This window comes from Bergeyella cardium, from assembly GCF_003614945.1.
Lineage (GTDB): Bacteria > Bacteroidota > Bacteroidia > Flavobacteriales > Weeksellaceae > Bergeyella_A > Bergeyella_A cardium.
Genome location: NZ_QYCZ01000001.1, coordinates 52319 through 75000, shown reverse-complemented (window position 1 = coordinate 75000; position 22682 = coordinate 52319). Strand labels below are relative to the sequence as shown.

General features: G+C 41.1%; 20 protein-coding genes and 1 tRNA gene (1 of these 21 cut by a window edge). 5 read left to right on the top strand and 16 right to left on the bottom strand.

Annotation, left to right across the window (positions count from 1 at the left end; genetic code table 11):
• Positions 1–14, bottom strand: a tRNA-Leu gene (locus D8991_RS00330); it reaches 68 nt to the left of the window's first position.
• 144 nt (positions 15–158) lie between these two features.
• On the opposite strand from D8991_RS00330, the gene D8991_RS00325 reads away from it, so the two are divergent.
• Positions 159–551 carry a DUF3127 domain-containing protein gene (locus D8991_RS00325; RefSeq protein ID WP_120488225.1) on the top strand — a complete coding sequence of 131 codons (393 nt, stop codon included), beginning with the start codon at positions 159–161 and terminating at the stop codon, positions 549–551.
• Between the two features lie 96 nt (positions 552–647).
• Here D8991_RS00325 and D8991_RS00320 read toward each other — a convergent pair whose 3' ends face one another.
• On the bottom strand, positions 648–3146 hold the full coding sequence (locus tag D8991_RS00320) for an ATP-dependent Clp protease ATP-binding subunit (protein WP_120488224.1): 2499 nt from the start codon (positions 3144–3146) through the stop codon (positions 648–650).
• 140 nt (positions 3147–3286) lie between these two features.
• On the opposite strand from D8991_RS00320, the gene D8991_RS00315 reads away from it, so the two are divergent.
• Genes D8991_RS00315 through D8991_RS00305 form a run of 3 tightly spaced genes read left to right on the top strand, consistent with a single transcriptional unit; the run spans position 3287 to position 4930 of the window.
• Positions 3287–3532, top strand: a complete 246-nt coding sequence (locus D8991_RS00315; protein WP_120488223.1) for a uroporphyrinogen decarboxylase — start codon at positions 3287–3289, stop codon at positions 3530–3532.
• Between the two features lies 1 nt (position 3533).
• Positions 3534–3953 (top strand): SufE family protein, encoded by a 420-nt coding sequence (locus D8991_RS00310; RefSeq protein WP_120488222.1) that lies wholly within the window; start codon positions 3534–3536, stop codon positions 3951–3953.
• Entirely contained in the window at positions 3953–4930 is a 978-nt protein-coding gene (locus tag D8991_RS00305; RefSeq protein ID WP_120489650.1) for a glycosyltransferase family 9 protein, read from the top strand. Before D8991_RS00310 ends, D8991_RS00305 begins: the two co-directional genes overlap by 1 nt.
• Before the next feature lie 141 nt (positions 4931–5071).
• Here D8991_RS00305 and D8991_RS00300 read toward each other — a convergent pair whose 3' ends face one another.
• The 14 genes from D8991_RS00300 to D8991_RS00225 form a co-directional block, all read right to left on the bottom strand.
• Entirely contained in the window at positions 5072–5935 is an 864-nt protein-coding gene (locus D8991_RS00300) for an energy transducer TonB (RefSeq protein ID WP_120488221.1), read from the bottom strand.
• Positions 5936–5972: 37 nt separating this feature from the next.
• Positions 5973–6371 carry an ExbD/TolR family protein gene (locus tag D8991_RS00295; protein ID WP_120488220.1) on the bottom strand — a complete coding sequence of 133 codons (399 nt, stop codon included), beginning with the start codon at positions 6369–6371 and terminating at the stop codon, positions 5973–5975.
• Between the two features lie 4 nt (positions 6372–6375).
• A complete protein-coding gene (locus D8991_RS00290) occupies positions 6376–7056 on the bottom strand; it encodes a MotA/TolQ/ExbB proton channel family protein (RefSeq protein WP_120488219.1) in 681 nt (226 codons plus the stop codon).
• A gap of 154 nt (positions 7057–7210) precedes the next feature.
• On the bottom strand, positions 7211–8431 hold the full coding sequence (rodA, locus tag D8991_RS00285) for a rod shape-determining protein RodA (RefSeq protein ID WP_120488218.1): 1221 nt from the start codon (positions 8429–8431) through the stop codon (positions 7211–7213).
• A 21-nt stretch (positions 8432–8452) separates the two neighbouring features.
• The gene (locus D8991_RS00280) at positions 8453–10477 is read right to left on the bottom strand and encodes a penicillin-binding transpeptidase domain-containing protein (protein ID WP_120488217.1); all 2025 of its coding nucleotides are present in this window, start codon (positions 10475–10477) and stop codon (positions 8453–8455) included.
• A 206-nt stretch (positions 10478–10683) separates the two neighbouring features.
• Positions 10684–12777: a TonB-dependent receptor gene (locus D8991_RS00270; RefSeq protein ID WP_120488216.1), complete on the bottom strand. Its 2094-nt coding sequence runs from the start codon at positions 12775–12777 to the stop codon at positions 10684–10686.
• A 270-nt stretch (positions 12778–13047) separates the two neighbouring features.
• Entirely contained in the window at positions 13048–13671 is a 624-nt protein-coding gene (locus tag D8991_RS00260; RefSeq protein ID WP_245957156.1) for a TatD family hydrolase, read from the bottom strand.
• Positions 13671–15143: a hypothetical protein gene (locus D8991_RS00255; protein ID WP_120488214.1), complete on the bottom strand. Its 1473-nt coding sequence runs from the start codon at positions 15141–15143 to the stop codon at positions 13671–13673. Before D8991_RS00255 ends, D8991_RS00260 begins: the two co-directional genes overlap by 1 nt.
• Before the next feature lie 3 nt (positions 15144–15146).
• Entirely contained in the window at positions 15147–15677 is a 531-nt protein-coding gene (gene lptE / locus D8991_RS00250; RefSeq protein ID WP_120488213.1) for an LPS assembly lipoprotein LptE, read from the bottom strand.
• Positions 15661–16368, bottom strand: a complete 708-nt coding sequence (locus tag D8991_RS00245; protein ID WP_120488212.1) for a hypothetical protein — start codon at positions 16366–16368, stop codon at positions 15661–15663. Before D8991_RS00245 ends, lptE begins: the two co-directional genes overlap by 17 nt.
• A 15-nt stretch (positions 16369–16383) precedes the next feature.
• Positions 16384–17706, bottom strand: a complete 1323-nt coding sequence (locus tag D8991_RS00240) for a sigma-54 interaction domain-containing protein (RefSeq protein ID WP_120488211.1) — start codon at positions 17704–17706, stop codon at positions 16384–16386.
• Between the two features lie 335 nt (positions 17707–18041).
• Entirely contained in the window at positions 18042–19484 is a 1443-nt protein-coding gene (gene miaB, locus D8991_RS00235) for a tRNA (N6-isopentenyl adenosine(37)-C2)-methylthiotransferase MiaB (RefSeq protein WP_120488210.1), read from the bottom strand.
• Between the two features lie 88 nt (positions 19485–19572).
• Positions 19573–20574 (bottom strand): hypothetical protein, encoded by a 1002-nt coding sequence (locus tag D8991_RS00230; RefSeq protein ID WP_120488209.1) that lies wholly within the window; start codon positions 20572–20574, stop codon positions 19573–19575.
• A 2-nt stretch (positions 20575–20576) separates the two neighbouring features.
• A complete protein-coding gene (locus tag D8991_RS00225) occupies positions 20577–21362 on the bottom strand; it encodes a DUF5672 family protein (RefSeq protein WP_120488208.1) in 786 nt (261 codons plus the stop codon).
• 144 nt (positions 21363–21506) lie between these two features.
• On the opposite strand from D8991_RS00225, the gene pncB reads away from it, so the two are divergent.
• Entirely contained in the window at positions 21507–22682 is a 1176-nt protein-coding gene (gene pncB, locus D8991_RS00220; protein WP_120488207.1) for a nicotinate phosphoribosyltransferase, read from the top strand.

Below are 22682 nucleotides of genomic sequence, written 5' to 3'. Positions count from 1 at the left end.
TACACCACATCCGCTTAAAATAAAAGACCTCTTCGCTGTTTGTGGGTGCAAAGATAGAATAAATTTTCTATTCTCCAAATTTTTGGAGAAAATAATCTCAGATTTTATCGGGCAGATATTTTTTTATACTTTTACGCCAATAATTAATTTTTAAGAAAATGGAATTACAAGGAACAATTAAAAAAATATTTGAAATCCAATCTTTTCCTTCAGGATTTCAAAAAAGAGAAATGATTTTACTTACCCAGGAGCAATATCCTCAGCCTGTCAGCATCGAATTTCTATCTGAAAAAATGAATTTATTAGACAATGTTTCAGAAGGAGATAATGTAAAAGTAGGTATTAATATAAGAGGAAGAGAGTGGGTAAATCCTCAGGGAGAAACGAAATACTTTAATAGTATTACAGCCTGGAGGCTAGAAAAAGTAGCTGACAATGGAGGCTATTCAGAGCCAACTCAAGCTACTCCAGCACCAGAGCAGGAAGTACAAGACACATCTTCTTCTACCAATGTTTTTGAAGAGGATGAAGATGATGACTTGCCTTTCTAGAACAATCTTCACAAGAGAGGAAAAACTAATGTTAAACCAGGGCTATACAAATTGTATAGCCCTGGTTTATTACTCCTTTAAAAGGTCAAATATTATCTATGCCTTCACAAGCGCATCTTTGGTCTCGTTTAATGAGAGAAGGAGTTCTTCACCTTCATCAATCTGCTTATTGACGAGCATCTCTGCCAGCAAGTCTTCTATATATTTTTGAACAACTCGTTTCAGAGGTCTTGCCCCAAAGTCTTTATCCCAGCCTTTTTCAGCAATGAAGTCTTTAGCTTCATCAGTAAGCTGAAGTTTATAGCCGAGCTTATTCAGTCTTGTATAGAGTTTAGTAAGCTCAAGGTCTATGATTTTTCTTATATCTTCTTTTTGCAGAGAGTTGAAGATAATAATATCATCTATCCTGTTAAGAAACTCTGGTGCAAATGCCTTTTTAAGTGCACTTTCTATAGTTGCGCGAGCACGGGCATCACTGGTAGATTGTCTTGCTGCAGTGCCAAAACCTACGCCATCTCCAAAGTCCTTCAAATCCCTCGTACCAATATTTGAGGTAAGGATAATGATGGTATTTCGGAAATCTATTTTCCTACCAAGAGAGTCGGTTACATAGCCTTCATCCAAGATTTGAAGAAGCAGATTGAATACATCAGGATGTGCTTTTTCTATCTCATCCAGTAGAACCACTGCATAGGGTTTTCTGCGTACAGCTTCGGTGAGCTGACCACCCTCTTCATAACCCACATAGCCTGGAGGAGCTCCTACCAATCGAGAAACAGCAAATTTCTCCATATACTCACTCATATCTATACGAATGAGGGCTTCATCTGAGTCAAAAAGCTCACGAGCCATTACTTTGGCAAGCTCAGTTTTACCCACCCCAGTAGAGCCGAGAAAGATAAAAGTACCTATCGGTCGGTTGGGGTCTTTGAGCCCTGCGCGGTTTCTCTGTATGGCTTTTACTACTTTATTCACCGCATCTGTCTGACCTATTACCTTACCATTGATAAGCTCATTCATCTGTGCGAGTTTATCCAGCTCGTTTTTGCCTACTTTGGTTACAGGGATTCCGCTCATCATAGAAACTACTTCAGCTACATTTTCTTCGGTTACGAGTTCTTTGGCTTCTTTTGTATTCTTATCCCACTCGTCCTGTACTACCTGCAGTTCGCGAAGGAGATGTTCTTCCTCTTCTTTATATGTCCTTGCTTCAAGGTAGTCTTGTGCTTTTGCAGCCTTCTGTTTTAGGCTTTTTACCTCTTCTATCTTTTGTTCAAGTTCAATGATTTTGGTAGGGACTTTTATATTCTTAATATAAACTCTGGAGCCTGCTTCGTCCATTGCATCAATAGCCTTGTCTGGAAGAAATCTATCGGTAATATATCTTGAAGTGAGATTAACACACGCCATAATAGCCTCCGATGTATAGGTTACATTATGGTGTTCCTCGTATTTATCCTTGATTTGATTTAAAATCTGAATGGTCTCCTCCACAGAAGTTGGCTCTACCATTACCTTTTGGAAGCGCCTTTCCAGAGCACCATCTTTTTCTATATACTGCCTGTACTCATCAAGGGTGGTAGCTCCGATGCACTGAATCTCTCCCCTTGCTAATGCAGGTTTAAACATATTGGAAGCATCCAAACTGCCCGCTGCACCTCCTGCCCCTACGATGGTATGAAGCTCATCAATGAAGAGTATAACATCTCTGTTTTTCTCTAATTCGGTCATAATGGCTTTCATTCGCTCTTCAAACTGACCACGATACTTTGTCCCTGCAACCAAACTTGCCAAGTCAAGGGTAATTACTCTTTTATTATAAAGCACTCGAGAGACTTTTTTCTGATGAATCCTAAGTGCCAGACCTTCTGCAATGGCAGATTTACCAACACCAGGCTCACCTATAAGTAATGGATTATTCTTTTTCCTTCGGGAGAGTATCTGCGAAACTCTTTCTATTTCTTTTTCTCTACCGATAACGGGGTCAAGTTTTCCATCTCTTGCTAGAGCTGTAAGGTCTCGCCCGAAATTATCAAGCGTAGGGGTTTTAGTCTTTCCAGAACTGATACTTCCTGTAAGATGCTTCATCTGGTTGTATTCTTCTCTATCGTCTTCATCTTCATAAGTGCCCATTTTGGGCTGGGTAGCATCTGAATCTTTCAAGGTAGATTTAAGCTCCTCCTCTACTCTATTGTAATCTATATCGTAAGCTGCTAAGATATGAGCTGCTGGATCTTCTTGTTTATGAAGAATTCCGAGCAAAAGGTGTATAGCGCTTACCTCTTCACTTTGATACAGCCTACACTCCAGCTGAGCACGAAGAATAGCCGAATTCGCCATTTTAGTAAGCGGAATACTCTGCTTAGGTTCAGACAGAGGGCTTGGAGCTACTGCCTCGCTTAGGTTTTCTATTTTTCGCCTGATTTGGGTAAGGTCTGCATTAAGAGATTGTAATAAATCTCTCGCTGTATTCTCTGTCTTCACAATCCCAAGTAAGAGATGTTCTGTATTGACAAACTCACTGTTGAGTCTTCTTGCTTCATTTGTGCTTTGACTAAGCACTTTTTTAAAGTCTTCTGATAACTTGTAATCCATAATCTTTTCTCACAAAATAAGGGGTTTTGTCCTTAGGTCGACCAAAATTACAAATATTTTACCAATATGGAGTTTCTGACTTTATGGCAGAAGCAAATAAAAATGATTTGTTACATTTGCCCTCTCAAAAATAAATTTCTATGAACAGCCAAATTGCCGAGTATATCGGTTATACAGCCTCTATTTTCATCGTATTAAGTTTTGTATTTAAGAATATAACCACCATCAGAATTATCAATATGATTGGTTGTATGTGCTTTGTAGTTTATGGTTTTTACAGTGGCGACAAACCTTTTTACCCTGTCATCATTCCCAATGCAATACTCTCTGTAGTCCAAATATTCTTTTTGATAAAAGAGAGCAAAAACAAACCCTCAAATTCATAAGATGACGATACAGGAGAAACAGCAGGAAATCATCAATGATTTTGAATTCCTCGAAGACTGGGAACAGAAATACGAATACATTATAGATCTCGGTAAGGGCTTAAAACCTATGGCTGAGGATAAGAAAACGGAGGAAAACCTCATCAAAGGTTGCCAGTCCCAAGTATGGATTTCACCTGATTTCCGAGAAGGCAAGCTCTACTTTGATGTAGATTCAGACGGGATACTCCCAAAAGGCATCGTCGCTCTACTTGCCAGCGTATATAGCGGGCATCCTGTGGAGGAAATCCTATCCTCTGACTTTAAATTTATAGAAGAAATAGGGCTCAGAGAGTTCCTCTCCCCCTCCCGAGCCAATGGACTGGCTGCAATGACTAAACAAATAAAATTCTACGCCGTAGCATATCAGTTGAAATCTTGATAAAAGTAGTTGCATATCGCTTTTCCGCTCTGGGAGATGTAGCGATGACCGCCCCCGTCTTCCGCGAGATACTCGAACAGAACCCCAATCTGGAAATCACCATTGTTTCCCGAGATTCTTTCAGAGATATATTTGAAGGTATCCCTCGCCTGAACTTTAAAGGGGTAAATCTGAAAAAATACAAAGGGCTGATGGGGATGAGAAAGCTCGCGCTTGAGATTCATCACGAGATAAAACCCGATTTTATTGCCGACCTGCATGATGTTATCCGCAGCAAAATGCTCAATAAAATCTTCAAAATAAAAGGCTATAAAGTCTTCAAAATAAATAAAGGAAAGGAAGAAAAAAAACTCCTCACCGATGTCTGGAATATAGAAAAACACCCCATTAAACGAACCACCGAGCGCTATGCAGATGTCTTCCGAGAGATGGGGTTTCCCGTAACGCTCTCAGACAAGCTCCGCCCCACTTCTGAGGCAAAGCACGGCATCGGCATCGCTCCTTTTGCTCAGCACAAAGGCAAAGTTCTCCCCATAGAAAAAACCTACGAGCTCATTAAAATCATCGCCAAAAAAGAAAAAGTATACCTCTTCGGAGGGGGGAAGGAAGAAACCGAAATCCTCTCCCAATGGGAAAAAGAAATCCCCAATACCCACAGCCTCGCAGGTAAGCTCAAACTAAAAGAAGAGCTACAGCAGATCGGTGAGCTAAAACTGATGATTTCTATGGACTCTGCCAATATGCACTTCGCAAGCCTTATGGGCACCCGATGCATCTCCATCTGGGGGCAAACCCACCCCTATGCGGGCTTCCTCGGCTATGGGCAGCGGTTAGAAGACGCCGTGCATATCCAAGACCTCACCTGCCGCCCTTGCTCGGTTTTCGGAGATAAGGAATGCTACAGGGGCGACTGGGCTTGCCTCCACGAAATCAATATCCAAAAAATCCTCAGCAAGGTCTATCCACAAGAGGTATAAAGTAATCCTTTATCTGAAAAATAATCCTTACCATTTAGTTTAAAATTAAAAGACTACACAACTTTGTCTATACTTAATATTCTCTGGCAATTTTAACTAAAAGGCTTTGCCTTTGTTTTATCGAATAAAATGTGATTCTACTTAAAAACTAATGCTATAAGTACCTGTGGAGGAGGTTTGAGCTTTTTCTGCCTTTACATATCTCTTAATCCACGAGACGGTGGTGCTTACAATACACGGGTCTGAGCTCCCCGAAAGGCGGTGGGCAGAAGTTACATTACCCGCCTTATCCACCGTATAGGAAATCGTAATAGTGCCAGAAGCGGTGCAGTCGTGCGCAGGCTGAGCGCCTCCACGCCCCATAGTGCCAGGGATAAATGCAACGAGCTTTCTATCTACTCCAATCTTGCTATTGCCACTGCCCTCGCCACCGAGAGGGTCTCCCTCATTACCGGAAGTACCTGCCGAGCCCTGCGAGCCTGCCTTGCTCCCTCTACCTCTCAGGAGGTTGCCTACGGCTTCGTTGGGTTGTGGTTGGCTATTCGCAGTAGCAGATGAGGTTTCTCTCGTTTTTGATTGAGAAGAAGGGGCTTTATCGGTCTTTTGGTTTGTGGTTTTTTCTTTTGACTTTGCCTCTTTTTTGGTTTCTTTTGGCTTTTCGGCTATGAGTTTTTCATTCTTGCCTGTTAGGATTTTATCTTTCACGGTTTCCTGAGGCTGAGGTTTTGTTTCTGGCTGAGGCGGGGAAACAGGCGTAGGCTGAGGTTGGATATTTTCTACTGTGTTTGGAGGTGTCTGAGGAGCGGGCTCTTCTTCACCTGTACCGTTTTGATTATCGCCAAAGTTGATGAGCATAGTAGTGATCACTTCCTCCTTAGGGAGCGTTCTCGTGAACTGATAAAAATAGATAAGGAGAAAGAACAGGAGGGTGAGGAGAGCGGTTATAACGGCACTTCTCCTTTTGTCCTTCGTTTGGTTGTTTCTATGTAGCTCAGTGTAATTCATCCCGCGTTTTTTTGATAGTAAATATTGAGATGATGTATTAATCTACTTGCAGCGTTGCAATAGCGATATTGAAATGATGAGTCTCTGCGATATTCATTAAAAATACGATGTCTTTATGCTTTGTATTTTCATCTGCTCGAATTGTAAAAGCGGGGTTTTGCTCATCTTTAAGGAGGTTGACAAGGTAGTTTTCTATCTCTTCGGCTTTCATTTCTTTATCATTAATGAAATATGAGCCATCTTCTTTTACGGTAATTGCTGTAGGGTCTTGGATACTTGGATCTCCAGCTGATGCTTTGGGGAGTTTTACATCTATGGCACTCTGGCTAATGGCAGAGCTGGTAATCATAAAAAAGATAAGGAGGAGGAAGATGATATCCGTCATCGATGCCATACTGAACTCTGCACTTACCCTGTTTCTTCTTCGTAGGTTCATAGGTTTAGAGGGGTTTGTTTAGTGTATCGAGGAATTCTCCTGTGTGCGTCTGAATTTTGAGAACCAATCGGTCTACATTTGTAACGAGGATGTTATAAAAGAAATAAGCGGGGATACCCACGAAAAGCCCCACAGCCGTAGTTGCCATAGCGGTATAAATACCCGTAGCCAACAGCTTTGGGCTGACGGCACCCGTTACATTAGAGATTTCAAAGAACGCCATAATCATCCCAACCACCGTACCGAGGAAGCCAAGCATAGGAGCTGCTCCTGAAGCCGAAGCCAGAATATTAAGGTTCTTTTCCAGCTTTGATACTTCTACCTGCCCCTGAGCTTCCATTGCATTAGAAATATCAGAAATGGGGCGCCCGATTCGGGATAGCCCTTTCTCTATCATTCTCGCCTCTGGAGAATCTATCGTTTTACAATAGTCAATAGCTGTTTCTATCTTGCCATCTTGTACAAAATCCTTAATATTTTCTAAGAAATTAGGGACTTCCTTTGCAGCCCTTCGGATGAAGAAATACCGCTCAAAAAAGATATAAAGAGAAAGCACTCCGAGAAGGAAAATAGCAATCATAATCGTATTTCCTAAAATACCTCCACTGAAAAGAATCTCCCAAAGGGAAAAAATATGCTTTTCTGGCTGTAACTGTACGGTTCCTGTGGCTAAACTATCTTGCATAAAAGTATTTTTTAATGTAATCTAACGATATTTTTATTTTAATATTATCTTTTTAATCCTCACCCTTTTTCAGGTGGATAGACTCTAATTTTCTTAAGGCGAGCAAAGATATAAAAAACCTATCCTCCTTTACAATGGAAGGGTTCGTTCTACATCAGACAAGTCTATTTTTATCGGTATAATTCAGTTTAAAGAAAATCGCTGTCATAATAGAAAAGGCAAGGAGAGAGCTCCCTCCATAACTGAAATAGGGGAGAGGAATCCCAACCGTAGGGAAAAGCCCCATAACCATACCTATATTAATCCCAAAGTGCATTAAGAGGATAGAAGCAAAGCTATACCCGAAGACTCGGTTAAAAGTAGATTTCTGCCTTTCGGACAGGTAATAAATACGCCCGATAAACAAAGTATAAAGGAGAATCAGTGCCGTGCTGCCCACAAAACCCCACTCCTCACCTACGGTACAAAAGATATAATCGGTTTCCTGCTCGGGCACGAACTTCCCCCTCGTAACGGAGCCTTCTCTGTATCCCTTACCCTTTAATCCGCCAGAACCTATCGCTGTTTTAGAATACAACAGATTATATCCAGAAGTATCACGGAAGGCTTTTTCACCTTTATAAAGAACTTCTATACGCTCCTTTTGGTGTCTTGGGAGCTTTTCCAAAACCTTAGGAGTAACCATAGCAAATGCAGAGAGAAATGCAACAATCCCCACCAGAGCAGCTACGCTGATGACATTCCAATGGATGCGGGAATAATTAAAGAGAACAAAAAGAAATGCAAGAGCGATAATCCCTCCTATTACATAAAGCGGATTAATGGCAAGAGCTACTAAAAATACCGCAGCAAAAACAAATATGAAGATAAATAGCCAGCCACTAAGCCCTTCTCTATAAAGTGCAATAGCAAAAGCAAAGAAGACAAGCAAAGAGCCCACATCGGGAATCATAAGCACAACAATGGCAGGAATCCCCACAATAGCGAGGACTGAAATAAGCGAATTTCTATTATTCAGATTAAAATCTGCTCCTGAGACATAATTGGCAAGCATCAGTGCAGTACCGATTTTTGCAAACTCCACAGGTTGCATTGTAAAGCTACCGAATTTATACCAGTTTTTCTGCCCAAGAATTTCCTTTCCAAAAGGGAAAAGCCCGATGAGGAGAAGTACGCCTGCGATATAAAAAATCCCAGCCATATTCTCAAAGAATTTACTCCTGGTGAAGAAAATAACAATCCCCACCACAAAGGAAATACAGAAAAATATAAACTGCTTAGTACCTAGAGCCTCATCTACACTATAAATATTAGCGATAGCAAAGCCACAGAGCAGGATATACATTGTAATACCGAATTTATCTATACCTTCCATTGGGTTTGAAATTGAGAGGGGTTAATTAGGAGAATTATTATTATTCAATCGAGCTTCCTGCTCTTTTTTAAGCTGATTTTGGAGCTCTACCTTTTTCAAACTATCTTTTCTTTTCCGTTCAAGGGAGTCTTCCTTTGTGGGTTTGTACCAGCCTTTGCGTTTCATATCTGCAACCCATTGTCTTTTATACTCAGGCATAAAGGAGGCATTAATCATCTTCTTATAGAGATGTTCTCTTTTGATATTCCCTGTAATATGCTTCTCTGCGATGAGAGTAGCGGCAGGACCCGCCCAAGTAGCTCCAAAACCTGCGTGCTCCATAACAGCGGCAACAACAATTTTAGGACTCTCCGCTGGTGCGATGAGTACGAAGATAGAATTATCCTTACCCTGAGGAACCTGAGCAGTACCTGTTTTAGCAAGCTGTGTAAATTCCGAAGTTTTAAGCGAACGGGCAGTACCTCTTTGTACTACGGCTTCCATTCCTTTGAGAACGGGCTCAAAATATTTTGGCTCTACAAGGGTTTTGTGCTTTACCTTAAATCTTGGGTCGGGGTTTGGCTTTCCATCTATCGATTTTACGATGTGGGGGGTATAATACCAGCCTTTATTAGCAATGGCAGCCATAGCATTTGCCATTTGGATGGGGGTGAGGAGTACATCTCCCTGCCCCATACCATTGAAAACAGCTCCTGTGGAGAGTGCATCCCAGTTTTTATAATTACCCTCCTTCTTTGAGCTGTGCATATTGAGTTTTTTCTGTCTGTTTTCATAATATTCTCCACTGGGGATTCTCCCTTTTGAGCCAACGGCAAGGTCATTATTGAGAAAGACACCGAGACCAAAGCTCGCCATTATTTCCTTCCATTCATCAACGCCCTTGGAAGGGTTATTTGGATATTTATTTACAATGGCAAGGAAAGCGTGGGAAAAATAGCAGTTGCTCGAGACTTGTAAAGAAGGGATGAGGGGAGTGGCTCCACCGTGTCCTTTAATCCTAAGCCCTCTATAATTAAAACCTCCTCCACAGGGGAAGATGGTCTTATCCGTCATCACTCCCATTTGCATTCCCGCAAGTGCAGTAAGCATCTTAAAGGTAGAACCAGGGGGATAAGCCGCCTGTACAGACCTGTCAAAAGTTGGGCGCTGATTATAGAGGGTATCAACCTGTAATTTGTAGAGGTTTTTGGACTTTTCTGCACCTGTAAAAAGATTGGGGTCAATGTCTGGGCCTGTTGCCATAGCGAGAATTTCGCCGTTATTTGGGTCAAGGGCAACGATGGCACCTTGCTTATTCACTAAAATCTCTTCGGCGAGTTTTTGGAGGTCATAATCTATCGTAAGTGTGATGTCTTTACCCGTTACCACCTCTTTATCAAGGCTACCTCCTTTATAAGAACCGATATTCCTTAGCCTGATGTCTTTTTGGATATAGTTAATTCCTTTCTCTCCGCGCAAAGTAGTTTCATAGGCTTTTTCCACACCTGATTTACCGATATTATCCCCTGGACGATAATAGAGAGAATCTTTTTTTATGTCTCGCTCATTTACCTCGTTGGTATAGCCGAGCAGATTCCCAGAAGTAGAGACTTCATAACGGCGCTGAGGACGAGAAACAATACTAAAAGCAGGATATTTGAAGATGATTTCTTGGATTCTGGCAACATCTTCGCGGGTAAGGTTTTTAAGGAAAGTAACAGAGGTAAGAGGGGAAAAGTATTTCTCCTTTCGTGCCGTATTGATGCGCTCTACAAAGCTGTTTTCATCAATCCCAACAAGATTGCAGAAAGCGATAGTATCAAAATCAGGCTTCATAAGCGCCTCTGTGTAGGAAATCTCATAAGAAGGCTGGTTGCTCACGAGGATTTTACCATTGCGATCAAAAACGGCACCCCTTTGTGGGATAACATACTCGGTTTTTATAGAGGTATTGAGGGCATTGAGAGCATATCTATCGGTGAAAAGCTGTAAATACGCAAGCCTCGCAATAAAAATGGAGGCAATAAGCAGGAGGATAAGCGTAATCTTGATATACTGATGCTTCATATTGTGCAAAAACCCCTGAAAAACGGAGCTTAGGAGGCGCAAAGATAAGATTTTTTAGTGGAGATTTTCAGCGTGGAAGCTTCAGGAAAGATTAGAACTGATTAAAGGAAAAATTTTTAAGATAAGCCCTGTACCTTCGAGGAAGCATCAAAATAAACCCTACCGCTATCGGTAGGGTTTATTTTTTTACCTGTCAAAATCTTGAATTAGAATGTTACAACCATTCCTGCAAGGAAGTTGGCAGTAGCCTGAGGATAATAGTAGGGCTTGCCTTTTTTGTATCTTCCGTGGGCCACATATTCGCGATTGAGGAAGTTATTCACATCAAAAGTAAAGATGACGGACTTACAAAAACCTCGAGGAACGAGCTCATACGAAAGGCTGAGATTATTGACGAAGAAATCTGGAAGTTTGGCATTCTCCTCTTGTTCATTGGTAAGATATCGCTCGCCTACGAACTTCGCCTGCCAGGTGATTTGCAGATTTTTAAGCGGTACATAAGTAAGGGCATTGCTGGCGACAAAAGATGGAGAGAAGGAAATCTCAGTAGAGCCGAGATTGATAATTTTCCCCGATTTATCCTTCGTATGATAGTCTCTATTTCGGTTTCGGCTAAGGGCAAAATTGGGCTGCCAGAAGAATGTATCGGAGATTTTTACAAGGGCATCTGCCTCGAGACCGAATCTGTAGCTATTCCCGCTGTTTTTCCTAAGAGGATAGCCCGTTTTGCTGATATCCCCTGTGAGGACGAGCTGGTCGGTATAGCCCATATAATAAAGATTGGTATTGAGCCTTAGCCTATCGGTGATGAGGCGCCAGCCGAGCTCAAAATCATTTACTTTTTCAGCTTTTGGGAGCAGGTTGCCTTTGGAGATATTCTCTGCATAGTCTTTATAATCGGAGCGGTTGGCTTCCTTAGTTGCGTGGGCATAGGAGAGGTAGAGGCTGCTAGAATCATTTACCTTGAAAGTAACGCCCGCTTTTGGATTAAAAAGGTGAAGAGGCTCATCAATCATCGTTTCAAAAAGGAGAGATTTGAAACCTACATACCTGTACTGAACATCTGCAAAAAGGCTCCATTTATCGGTGAGCGAATAAGTGATTTTAGCAAAAGCCGATGCCTCATTTTTCTTGCCATAGATTTTTTTACCGAGTCTTTCTTTGTAGGCTTTGGTTGCGTTTTCCGTCCAGATATATTCATCAAAATGGCGACCGTCGTAGGTATTCGCAGCCCCTCCGAAGATAAGGTCTATCGCCTCCTTTTTATAATTTGCGGAGAAGGTAGTACCGTAGAAGTCATTATCCATTTTATATTGGATAACGAAATTTCCATTGGCATCTCCCCAATTGTCCATTTGCTCCCAATAGCCCCTGCCTTTGGTATAGTGAAAGGCGAGATTGGTCGTCCAACTGCCCGACCATTTTTCAGACCAATGCAGCTGTGCGTGGTCTTGCTGATAGTTATCGGTTTCATTATCGTAGAAAAGTATATTTCCCTTTTTATCGGTGTATTTCCCTGATGGATTATACCTTCGGTTTTCCTCCAGCGTTTTGGCATCAATCCCCTTATATGCGAGGTAAGTTTTCTCTTTACCTCCAAAAACAAGGGCTTTTATCAGCGTATTCTTGTGCGAATATGCTGCTTGTAAAAAATAAGATGTAAGGTCTGAGAAAGCCCTGTCTACATAACCATCTGAATTGATTTTTGAGAGTCTTCCTGAGATTTCAAACCTGTCATTCAACTTACCTGTGGAGAATTTAAGTGAATGCTTGTGGGAGTTATAGCTTCCGTAATAATTGGCAATCTCTCCATAAGGATTTTGGGAAATGGCATCTGTAAGTACATTAAGGCTCGCTCCAAAAGCCCCCGCTCCATTGGTAGAAGTGCCCACACCTCTCTGCACTTGAATACTCTCGGCAGAGCCTGCAAAATCCGAAAGGTTATACCAATACACCCCAAGAGATTCGGAATCATTATACGGAATACCATTGATGGTTACATTGGTTCTCTGCAAATCATTACCACGAATGAAAAGCGCCGTAGAGCCAAAGCCCGTACCATCTTCAGAATAGGAAACCACACTCGGCAGCCTGTCTACAAGAACAGGAATCTGCTTGCCTACATTTCGCTGTTTGATTTCCTTTTTGGATAGATTAGAAAAGGTAACTGGCAGTGTTTCTTTTGCTCTTACTGCTGTGATGAGCACCTCATCTATCACCTTAGTAGAATCTGCTTTAGATTCTTGGGCAGCTGCTGTAATACTCGCAAGTGCCTGTGCCATAAAAAATAATTTTTTCATTACAAAATGAAAGTTTTTGTAAAATAAAAGAGGTAATTATTTTATGGAATTAAAAAATAAAGCCTGTCTTTGCAACCCAACAGCAAAAACAAGCCACTCATTTAGCTTCTTTTCCTTAGACTGCATTACCAGCCCAAGTTCTATGGGTATAATCTCAGCCTTTTACAGCACCCCTTTGAGACAGCACAAAAATATAAAAAAGAGGAATAATTCCCCTTATTTTTGTTAATTTTTTAATAATGGATAGATAAATAATTTATTTAAAAGACTTTAAAAGCCCATTCTCAGCCTGTTTTGTAAGATTTTTTCCTGCAAATCTTCCAAGCTGATGCCTTTTAAAGCTGCAACTTTACGGTACAAATCCTCAATATTGAAATCTGTATTATCTGTTTCTAAAAAAAATCGGTCTATCGGTGTATTCTTTACAATCTCCTGCAAAGAGAGATTGTGGAGCACCGCTCTGCCAAAAGAAAGATAAAAACCCTTATCCAAAAGCCCTTTGGCAATTGTTTCCTTTTTATTGAATCCGTGAATGATTAAAGGAACTCTCGCGATTTTACTAAATCTTAGCAGCTCAGAAAACCTCCTTACACAGTGAATAATCACGGGCTTCTGGATTTCATTTGCCCAAAGAATCTGCCGACTAAAAACCTCTTCCTGCTCCTTTTCACTTGTGGGGACAAAAGCATCTAAGCCGCATTCTCCTATGGCAAGGCAATGAGCACTCAAACTGCTTTTCTTAAACCATTCCCAAGATTTTTCTGTAATAAAATCTAAGTCCTTAGGGTGAAACCCCACAGAAAAAGCCGTCTCTACAGGGTTTTCTAAAAAATTGAGATTATAAATCCCCTGCTTGTCTTTTGCGTGATGGTGAAAATCAAAAAACATCATCATTAGGCTTTCCCCTGCCTGATTTCTTTTACTTCTTTTATTCGCTGCTGGAAGTAGTCCTTTTTTTCAGGGTGCTTCTCTGATAATAATTCAAAAGCATTTATCGCTTTTGCATAGAGCCTCTGGTCAAGGTAGAGATTGGCAAGAGTTTCTGTCATCAGGTGGGAGATATCATCGCTCTTTTCTTTTAAAATAAAATCGTTCTCCTCTTTCAGTTTGCTGATTTTTGGGTTATTCTCTATAAAGGTATCTATTGCCTTGCTCTTGATTTCCTCTATACTTTGAGCTGCCTTGATTTCCTGCTCCTCTACCGCAGCTATTTTATCCAATTTCAGCCAGCTCTGCCAAGTATTGATAAATTCAGGTACATTGCTCTGAGGCTTATCTTCTTCCGAAGATGGGACAGCTTCAATCTCGGAGGAATGCTCCTCTTCCTGAAAAATTTCCTCATTTTCTGAAATGAATGAGATGCTTATCACTGGGCTTTTGTGCTCATCCGATGGGGAAGGTGCTTTTTCTTCTGATGAAGAGATCTCCACCTCTGGCACATCGCTTACTTTCTTAGTTTCTATTGGAGGGGCTATTGCCTCTTCCGATTTTTTTTCTGAAATAAGCGCATCGGGTGTGTTTTGTAAAAAGCTCAATGGCTTCCAAGCTGAGGGTGATGGCACCGAATACTCCTCCTGAATTTCTCCCTCTGGGAGGGCGTCTTTTGGCTTTTCTTCGGTTTTTAATGGCTCCGAAACAGGGGTTTCCTCCTGCAATGCCCTTTCTGCTTCACTGAAATTAATATCCGTATTAGATACTTCGTCTTCTTCTTGGCGAACTACTGGTGCTGCATTCTTTTTCCTCGCCATCTTTGCTTCCACCTCTGCTATAAGGCTCAGCCTTTCCTCTTCATACTTATTCTTAGGCTCAGCCTTTGGAATATAAACTTCTGTCTCCCCTACTTCCATTTTTAGAGGCACTACCTCTTTTTTTACTTTCTCAACAATTGGAGGCTTTGCCTCTTCCATTTCATCATCAATAAGCGGAAGTGGAGGCTCCACTGCTTTTATTTCTTCATCATTAACAGCCACAGGTGTTTTATCATTGATTTCTTCTTCAACAGCAACAAGTAATTCATCATTGATTTTTTCTTCAATAATCGGAGGCTCTACCTCTTTTTTTACCTCATCAATAAGTGGAAGCGGAGGCACTGCCTCTTCTATTTTATCATCAATAAGTGGAAGTGGAACCTCCACTGGTGGGTTGATGAGTTTATAGAGGATTTTTTTATCTGTGGTATAGGCAGCGGTAAGGCTTAGGAGGTCTTTGTATGCTGTAGGGTTATACTTATGAACCCCGTAGAGGAGCACTGCCCTTAGGCTTTGCATAAAGGGATAAGCCGAGAGCTCGCTCTCAAGAGCTGGGAGGTCTTCTGCCGTTAGGGCTTGGGGGTTTTTGAGGAGCTCTAAGGTTCGTTCTTGTATCATCTTTTACCAATCTGCAATTATATCATTAAATATTTTATTGATGAGCCTTTCTATAACGATTTTGGTTTGCTGAGCCTCGATTTGGTTAATATCTAAATCGCTGCTAAACACGGCTTCATCGGTATAGGTTCTATCAAAGTTTTTTTGGGGCTCATATTTATTCTCGTAATGTACTTTTACGGTGATGGTCATTTTATTCTGTGAAGTTTGGGTAAAGCCTCCTGAAACATTTTCCACCGTATTGGATGAGACTGCTGCCGGGCTACTCGGGTTATAATCCACGATTTCTCCTTCTATAAAAATATCGGGGCTTTCGGTAGCGCCTTTCAGGGTGGTTCTTTGGAGGAATCTATTCTGCATATCTATGGAGAACTGCTGTGCGAGGGTAGGATTTTTAAGCGCAGAATTATCCACAAACTCATTAATCTTAATCGTCTTCACATCTTTGTGCAGAGACGAGCCCGTAAAGGTATAGCAGGAGTAGAGTAGGAGGGAGGCACCTAAAACCAAAATCTGTCTAATGCGCATCATCATAGCTTCCTATTTCTGAAATTTCGTCATAAGAAATCTGTTCTACTGCATCTTCAAAGGCGAAATAATTACACGCATAAGTGAACGGCAGTGTAAAAATTAATCCCACAAGACAAGCAAAGTATCCTACCGATGCCAAAAGACCTACCACTAAACTAAAGCCCAGTATCTGGAAGAATGCTCCACGAGTCATTATAAAAGATGCTTTCAAGGCAGTCTTTATGTCCTTCACTTGAAGGAAGGAGATCAGCATAGGGCTGTAGAAAATCTTAACACTTATGAGCATAATGATAATTGCTATAAGAAAAACATACGCATAATAAAATAGGGTATAGGGGAGGCTTGGCACATCTGTTTTGCCTAATGAAGTAATTGCCCATACCCAAAACACGATTCCAGGGATGTATAATATGAAGAATATCCCAAACAATATCAGCTGGAGGAAGAAGTAAGGCAGAAAATCATCAAAGTTGAAGATTTCAGAGACCTCAGCGTTTTGCCCTTTGTGGAGTTTTCGCAGGTATTTATAGAGATTACCCACGGCAAGCATTGCACAGAAGGGGATAAATGCCATCACAAAGGTGAGGAGGCTTGCCAGCAGTATATTGCCAAAATTATTCTTGTAAAGCTCCCAACCTTGGCTAAGGTATTGGGAGAATTTAAAATTTACGGGGTTGATGTTCAGCGTAGCCATAAGATTCGGGGGATATTATGATTCTAAGTTGTATTGTTTCAGTTTTCTGTAGAGGGTTCTTTGGGATATTCCGAGCTCGTCTGCCGCACGGTTTCTTCGCCCTTTATGTTTTTCTAATGCCTTTATGATAAGCTCTCTCTCGTTGTTTTGTAGCGAGAGGCTATCGGTTTTTGCTTCTTCCAGTTCTATATCTTCTATATTGTGATACTCCTCATTGATATCTACGGGATGATGGCTGATGGGCGATGGATAAAACGCCGCAGGCTGAGCATTCTCTCCGAGAGGGCTGCCCCCTATTCCTTGCTCAAAGTAGAGGCGAGGGCTGGCGCCCGAACCGCCGTCTGCCGCATAAATCCTATTGATAAGGTTCTGCTCTTGGGTAGAGAAATCTACCGCTCCTCGGTTTTTGATAAGCTCGGAGGTGAGGGATTTTAAATCATTAATATCATTCCTCATATCAAAGAGGATTTTATACATAATCTCTCGCTCGGTGCTGAAATCCGTCGTACTACTGCCCAGATTCTGGCGATTGCCTATCACAGCGGGTAGGTTCGGTTGTGCAGGGATGTATTCTGCGAGCTTAGTGGCAGAGATGGTTCTGGACTGCTCCACTACCGTCATCTGCTCCACGAGGTTTCTCAGCTGGCGTACATTTCCAGGGAAGGGGTAGCTCTCGAGGTATTGCACGGCATCTTCCGAAAGCTCCAGCTCTGGCATTCTATATTTCTCGGCAAAGTCTATTGCAAATTTCCTGAACAGGAGATGAATATCGCCTTTCCTATCCCTTAGTGGAGGCATATCTACCTGCACCGTATTGAGGCGGTAATAGAGGTCTTCGCGGAACCTTCCCTCCTGTATGGCATTCATCATATTCACATTGGTTGCCGCTACGATTCTCACATTGGTCTTTTGGATTTGTGAGGAGCCCACTTTCATAAACTCACCGCTCTCGAGCACTCGGAGGAGTCTCACTTGGGTTTGTAGGGGGAGCTCACCGACTTCATCGAGGAAAATCGTACCGCCGTCTGCCACCTCAAAGTAGCCCTTTCTCGTGCTGGTAGCCCCTGTAAAAGCGCCTTTCTCGTGCCCAAAAAGCTCAGAATCTATCGTACCTTCGGGGATGGCACCACAATTCACCACAATATAGTGCTGATGCTTCCTGCGAGATTCGGAATGTATGATTTTCGGGATAAACTCCTTACCCGTACCACTCTCACCAATGACGAGAACGGAGATATCCGTAGGCGCTACCTGTACCGCTTTTTCTAATGCGCGGTTCAGTGCGGGGTAGTTGCCAATAATCCCAAATCGGTTTTTTATCATTTGTAAATCTGCCATCTTTTTTGGTTTTCAAATAAAGGAGTGGGTAGTATACCCACCCCAAGCAATTAATTAAAAATTATAAGAGTTCTCTTTTCTCTTAGTTTTAGAATCCATAAAGTTTTTACACTTTGCTTCTCCATTAATGAGTGATATTCATTATCTCCCTACTCAATTTTTTTACTGCCAATAGTGACTATAAAATGGTTTGCTTACCCTTTTCCCAAAACAGGAAGCCTCCAAAGACGAATATTTTTTTGAAAAAGAACTCAATCTCCAACTGGAAGCCGTGAGCCAAAAGTAGGGAAAAAATTTTGTTTTGAAGAGAGGGTATTCTTTTTTGTGTGGAAAGGTTAGGCCTCATGGCGGGCGAGGAGCGTGCCGCGCGTAGAATCATAAGCGAAGACGGTAACGAAATCGCCGAGCTTCTCGCCTTGTTTTTTATCGAAGACTACGACCACATTTTGGGAGTTTCGCCCTTTCCATTGGTTTTTATTTTTCTTGCTTTCGCCGTCTATCAGCACTTCGTGGTACTTGCCTACATAGGTTTTCATCCGTGCGGAGGAGAGCTCACCTTGGAGGTCGATTACTTCTTGGAGTCTTCGTTTTTTCACCTCATCGGGGATGTTGTCTGGCATTTTTTTGTGGGCTGGGGTGCCTGGCCGTTCGGAGTAGGCAAACATATAGCCATAATCGTACTCCACTTCTTTCATCAGGCTGAGGGTATCTTGGTGGTCGGCCTCCGTCTCACCAGAAAATCCTACCATTATATCTTGTGAGAAAGCGATATCGGGGACGATGAGCTTTGCCTCTTTAATCAGATCCAAATACTGCTGGCGGGTGTGCTGTCGGTTCATTGCTCGGAGCATCGCATCGCTCCCTGACTGTATCGGGAGGTGTACATATCGGCAGATATTGGGATATTTTGCCATCATTTTAAATACATCGATGCTCATATCTTGCGGATTGGAAGTTGCGAAGCGGATTCTCATTTGGGGAACGGCTTGGGCAACCATCTCTAAAAGGTGAGCGAAGTGGAGGGCGGTAGCCTGCTGCATAGGGGAGGCTTTGGTGAAATCCTTCTTTGCGCCGCCCCCGTACCAGAGGTAGGAGTCTACATTCTGCCCGAGGAGGGTTACTTCCTTGTAGCCATTGTTCCAGAGCTCTTGGCATTCTTTGATGATGGAGTGTGGGTCTCTGCTGCGCTCCCTACCGCGGGTAAAGGGTACGATGCAGAAGGTGCACATATTGTCGCACCCCCGTGTAATGGTTACAAAAGCGGTAACGCCACTCCCGCTGAGCCTCACGGGGCTGATGTCTGCATAGGTCTCCTCTTTGGAGAGCATTACATTGATGGCGTCTCTGCCTTCCTGAGTTTCTCGGAGGAGGTTGGGCAGGTCTCGGTAGGCGTCTGGGCCTACGACGAGGTCTACGAGCTGCTCTTCTTCTAGGAGTTTTGTTTTGAGGCGCTCTGCCATACATCCGAGCACGCCGACGGTGAGGCTGGGGTTGTATTCCTTTTGTTTTTTAAACTGGGAGAGGCGCATCCTTACGGTTTGCTCTGCCTTTTCTCGCACGGAGCAGGTGTTGAGGAGGATGAGGTCTGCCTCTTCTACTTTGGTTGTGGTATTATAGCCAATATCGCTGAGAATAGAGGCTACGATTTCGGAGTCTGAGAAATTCATCTGGCAGCCGTAGCTCTCCAAGAAGAGTTTTTTGGTATTTCCTTTTATTTCTTTCCCAGCATAGGCTTCGCCTTGGCGGGTTTCATCTATATATTTCTTTTCTTGTAGCATTCTGCAAAATTCATTTTTTAAAATAATCTGCAAAGATAATCACCTACAACTTGAGGGGCAACTATAATGCCTACAGCACAAAGAATGCTTAAAAAGGAGAGGTGGATAATATATTTTGAAGCCAGGAAGTAAAGCTGTACTTCTCTCGAATTTCAGAAGGGAGGGTTTCAAACGGTTTATGGAGAAAATCTTCCAAACCCTCGTAACTGCGGTTTTCTATAACATAAATATTATTCGGATGATAGAAATCATAGTTCTTCACAAGAGAATTATTTGTAATGAGCTTCTTACCATAGCCAATAGCTTCAAATGGTCTGAAAGATATACCTCGATGTATGGAATTCTCAACATCTAAAATAATATCGGAAGACTTCGAATTTCTGATACTCTGCTCAAAACTTATCCCCTGAGAGATAAAATGAACGGGTGAGTCTTTATACTTAAGTACCTTCTTTTTGTTTTTACAAACAATATTAATATTTGTTTTAAGTCCAAAATCTGTGAGTAGCTTAGTCAGATTTACGATTTCGGCTATTCTGTCTTCCATATAAGTACCTATGAAAAATACATCCTGCAACTTCTGAATGGTATCTGGTAAAAAATCAAAGTAGAAATTATTCGTCTTTATCGTAGAGGGATAATTTAAAGAATCATTCTCATCAAAGACAAAAAATGCATCAAACAAATGAATGTATTCCTTTACGAGAGGGTAGCGGCTAATCCCATCCCACTGATAGGCCACAACCTTTTGTGAGATACTTTTTACCCTATTTACTATACTAGTACTGTATAAATCTGGGCGAATAAAAAGGGCATAATCCATAATGGGAAGGGTAGATAAATAATCCAGCTGAATTTTCTCATTAATGCTATTTTTTATCTTCTGCTTATAGGTTTTATCCTTAAAAATAAACTTCCTTATCCCGTGAATGAGAGTATCTTTTTTAGAGATTTTCTGTTTACCTTCTGCCCCTGATAATATAAAAACCTCAAAGCCTAAAAACTCCAGATTTTTCTTAAAAATATCTGGAAGACCAAAGTGATTCGGAACTGCAATAAGTATTTTCTTTCCCTGAAAAGTTTGAGGCATAATTAAAGGTATTTTTTCCAAAAAGTTTTGTTTTCTTTATTCCAACGGTGACAGCCAAAAGGAAGTTTCCCTCGGTTATACTCCATTGCTTTTTCGGGTTTATTTTCAATTGAGAATGCACAGGCTTCCTTGAAATCAGGTTTGGAAAAAGGAATGCCATTACGCTCTGGCTCCACACTGAAAAATACATCTTCAGCATAAAATTCAGATTGATTTATGGGCTCTGAATAAATTTTTACAACTTTATCCAAACGCTCCAAAACTTCAATAAATTTTTCTCTCTTACGAAGTGAAAAACCACCATTACCTACATTATTATAGAGCAAAGATTTATCTTTTTGCCATTTACCATTATTTCTATAATTCACAGTTTTTTTTATAAAATAAACAGCTTTATCAAAAATCTTTTTAATCAGTGGGATATTCTCTCTGCTCCTAAGCCAAGGTGCACCTATATAATCGTAATTTTTAGTACACCAATAAGAGAGCTCATCACTGAAAACAAGCGCATCTGTCTGATAAATCAACAAGTATTTCCTACAAAAAGTTTTATAAAATTTTAGATTGAGCATCAATTGATTATAGCCCTGTATTCCTTTAAAAAAATAATCATCAAAGTCTATAAAATCAGATTTTCCAAAGGATTTATAATGCTCAATATTCATAGTTTTTGGGTAAATGAAACTTACAGGATACTTACCACCAAGCGTATTAAAAAGTTGACGAAGGGAAATTATATCTTCTTCATCGGGAGTTTCTTTATAAACAGGAATTACAATATCTACCATTAAAATGTCTATATTTTAATGACACAAAGGTAATTATTTACCATAAAAAATAATATAATGCCATTATAACTATAGCAAGTTCTAAGGTAAATAAGTTTTATTCCTCAATTTTTATTACTTTTGACCTTATTTCAAAAAATAACAATGCAGAATATGAAGCCGAAATCCATTTTAGATAATGATTTCTATAAGATAACAATGCAAAATGCTGTGGTAAAGCTCTTCCCATCTTCCATCGTGAGGTATCAGTTTATAAACCGAGGACAGCATATCTTTCCAGAAGGGTTTGGAGATGCACTGAGGGAATTGGTCAATGCTATGGCAGAGCTCAAGCTCAGCAAAGAAGAAAAGAAATTCCTTCAAAAAACCTGTCCTTATCTTGACCTTCCTTACCTTGATTTTTTAGAAGGCTACAGGTATGACCCTTCCGAAGTACACATCAGCCAAAATGGAAATGATTTGGAAGTAAGCGTAGAAGGGCTCTGGTATAGAACCATCCTTTGGGAAGTACCCCTGCTTTCCCTGATTTCTGAACTTCATTATGAGATGAACCATTTGGAGAGAGACAGTAATGAAATTATCATTCAAAAAACATTAGATAAAGCTGAACAACTGAATAAACTCGGGGTGGTATATGCAGAGTTTGGCACAAGAAGGAGGCACTCCTACCGAGTACACGATATCGTAGTAAATGCCCTGAATAAAATAGAGAATACCTTCTTCATTGGCTCGTCTAATATACATTTTGCTATGAAGTACAACATAAAACCCATCGGTACTCACGCCCACGAATGGTTTATGTTCCACGGTGCGGAATACGGCTTCAAAATGGCAAATCCTATCGCATTAGAGCACTGGGTAGATGTATATAGGGGAGACCTCGGTGTAGCGCTTTCAGATACCTATACTACAGATGTATTCTTTCATCAGTTTGATAAAAAATTCTCAAAACTATTTGACGGCGTAAGGCACGACAGCGGAGATCCATTGGAATTTGCCGATAAAACCATCAAACATTACGAAGAAAACGGAATCAATCCCCTCTACAAATACATCATCTTCTCCGATGGGCTCAACCTCGAAAAAGTAGAAGAAATCACCAAATACTGTACTGGGAAAATAGGTATTGCCTTCGGTATAGGCACCAATCTTACCAATGATGTAGGCCTCAAACCAATGAATATCGTAATGAAACTAATAAGCATACAAACGCTAAATAAAGAATGGGTAGATACGGTAAAACTCTCCGATGAGAAAAACAAATACACTGGAGATCCGAAAATGATAGAGCTTGCAAAAGAATTCCTCAGAATAAAATAA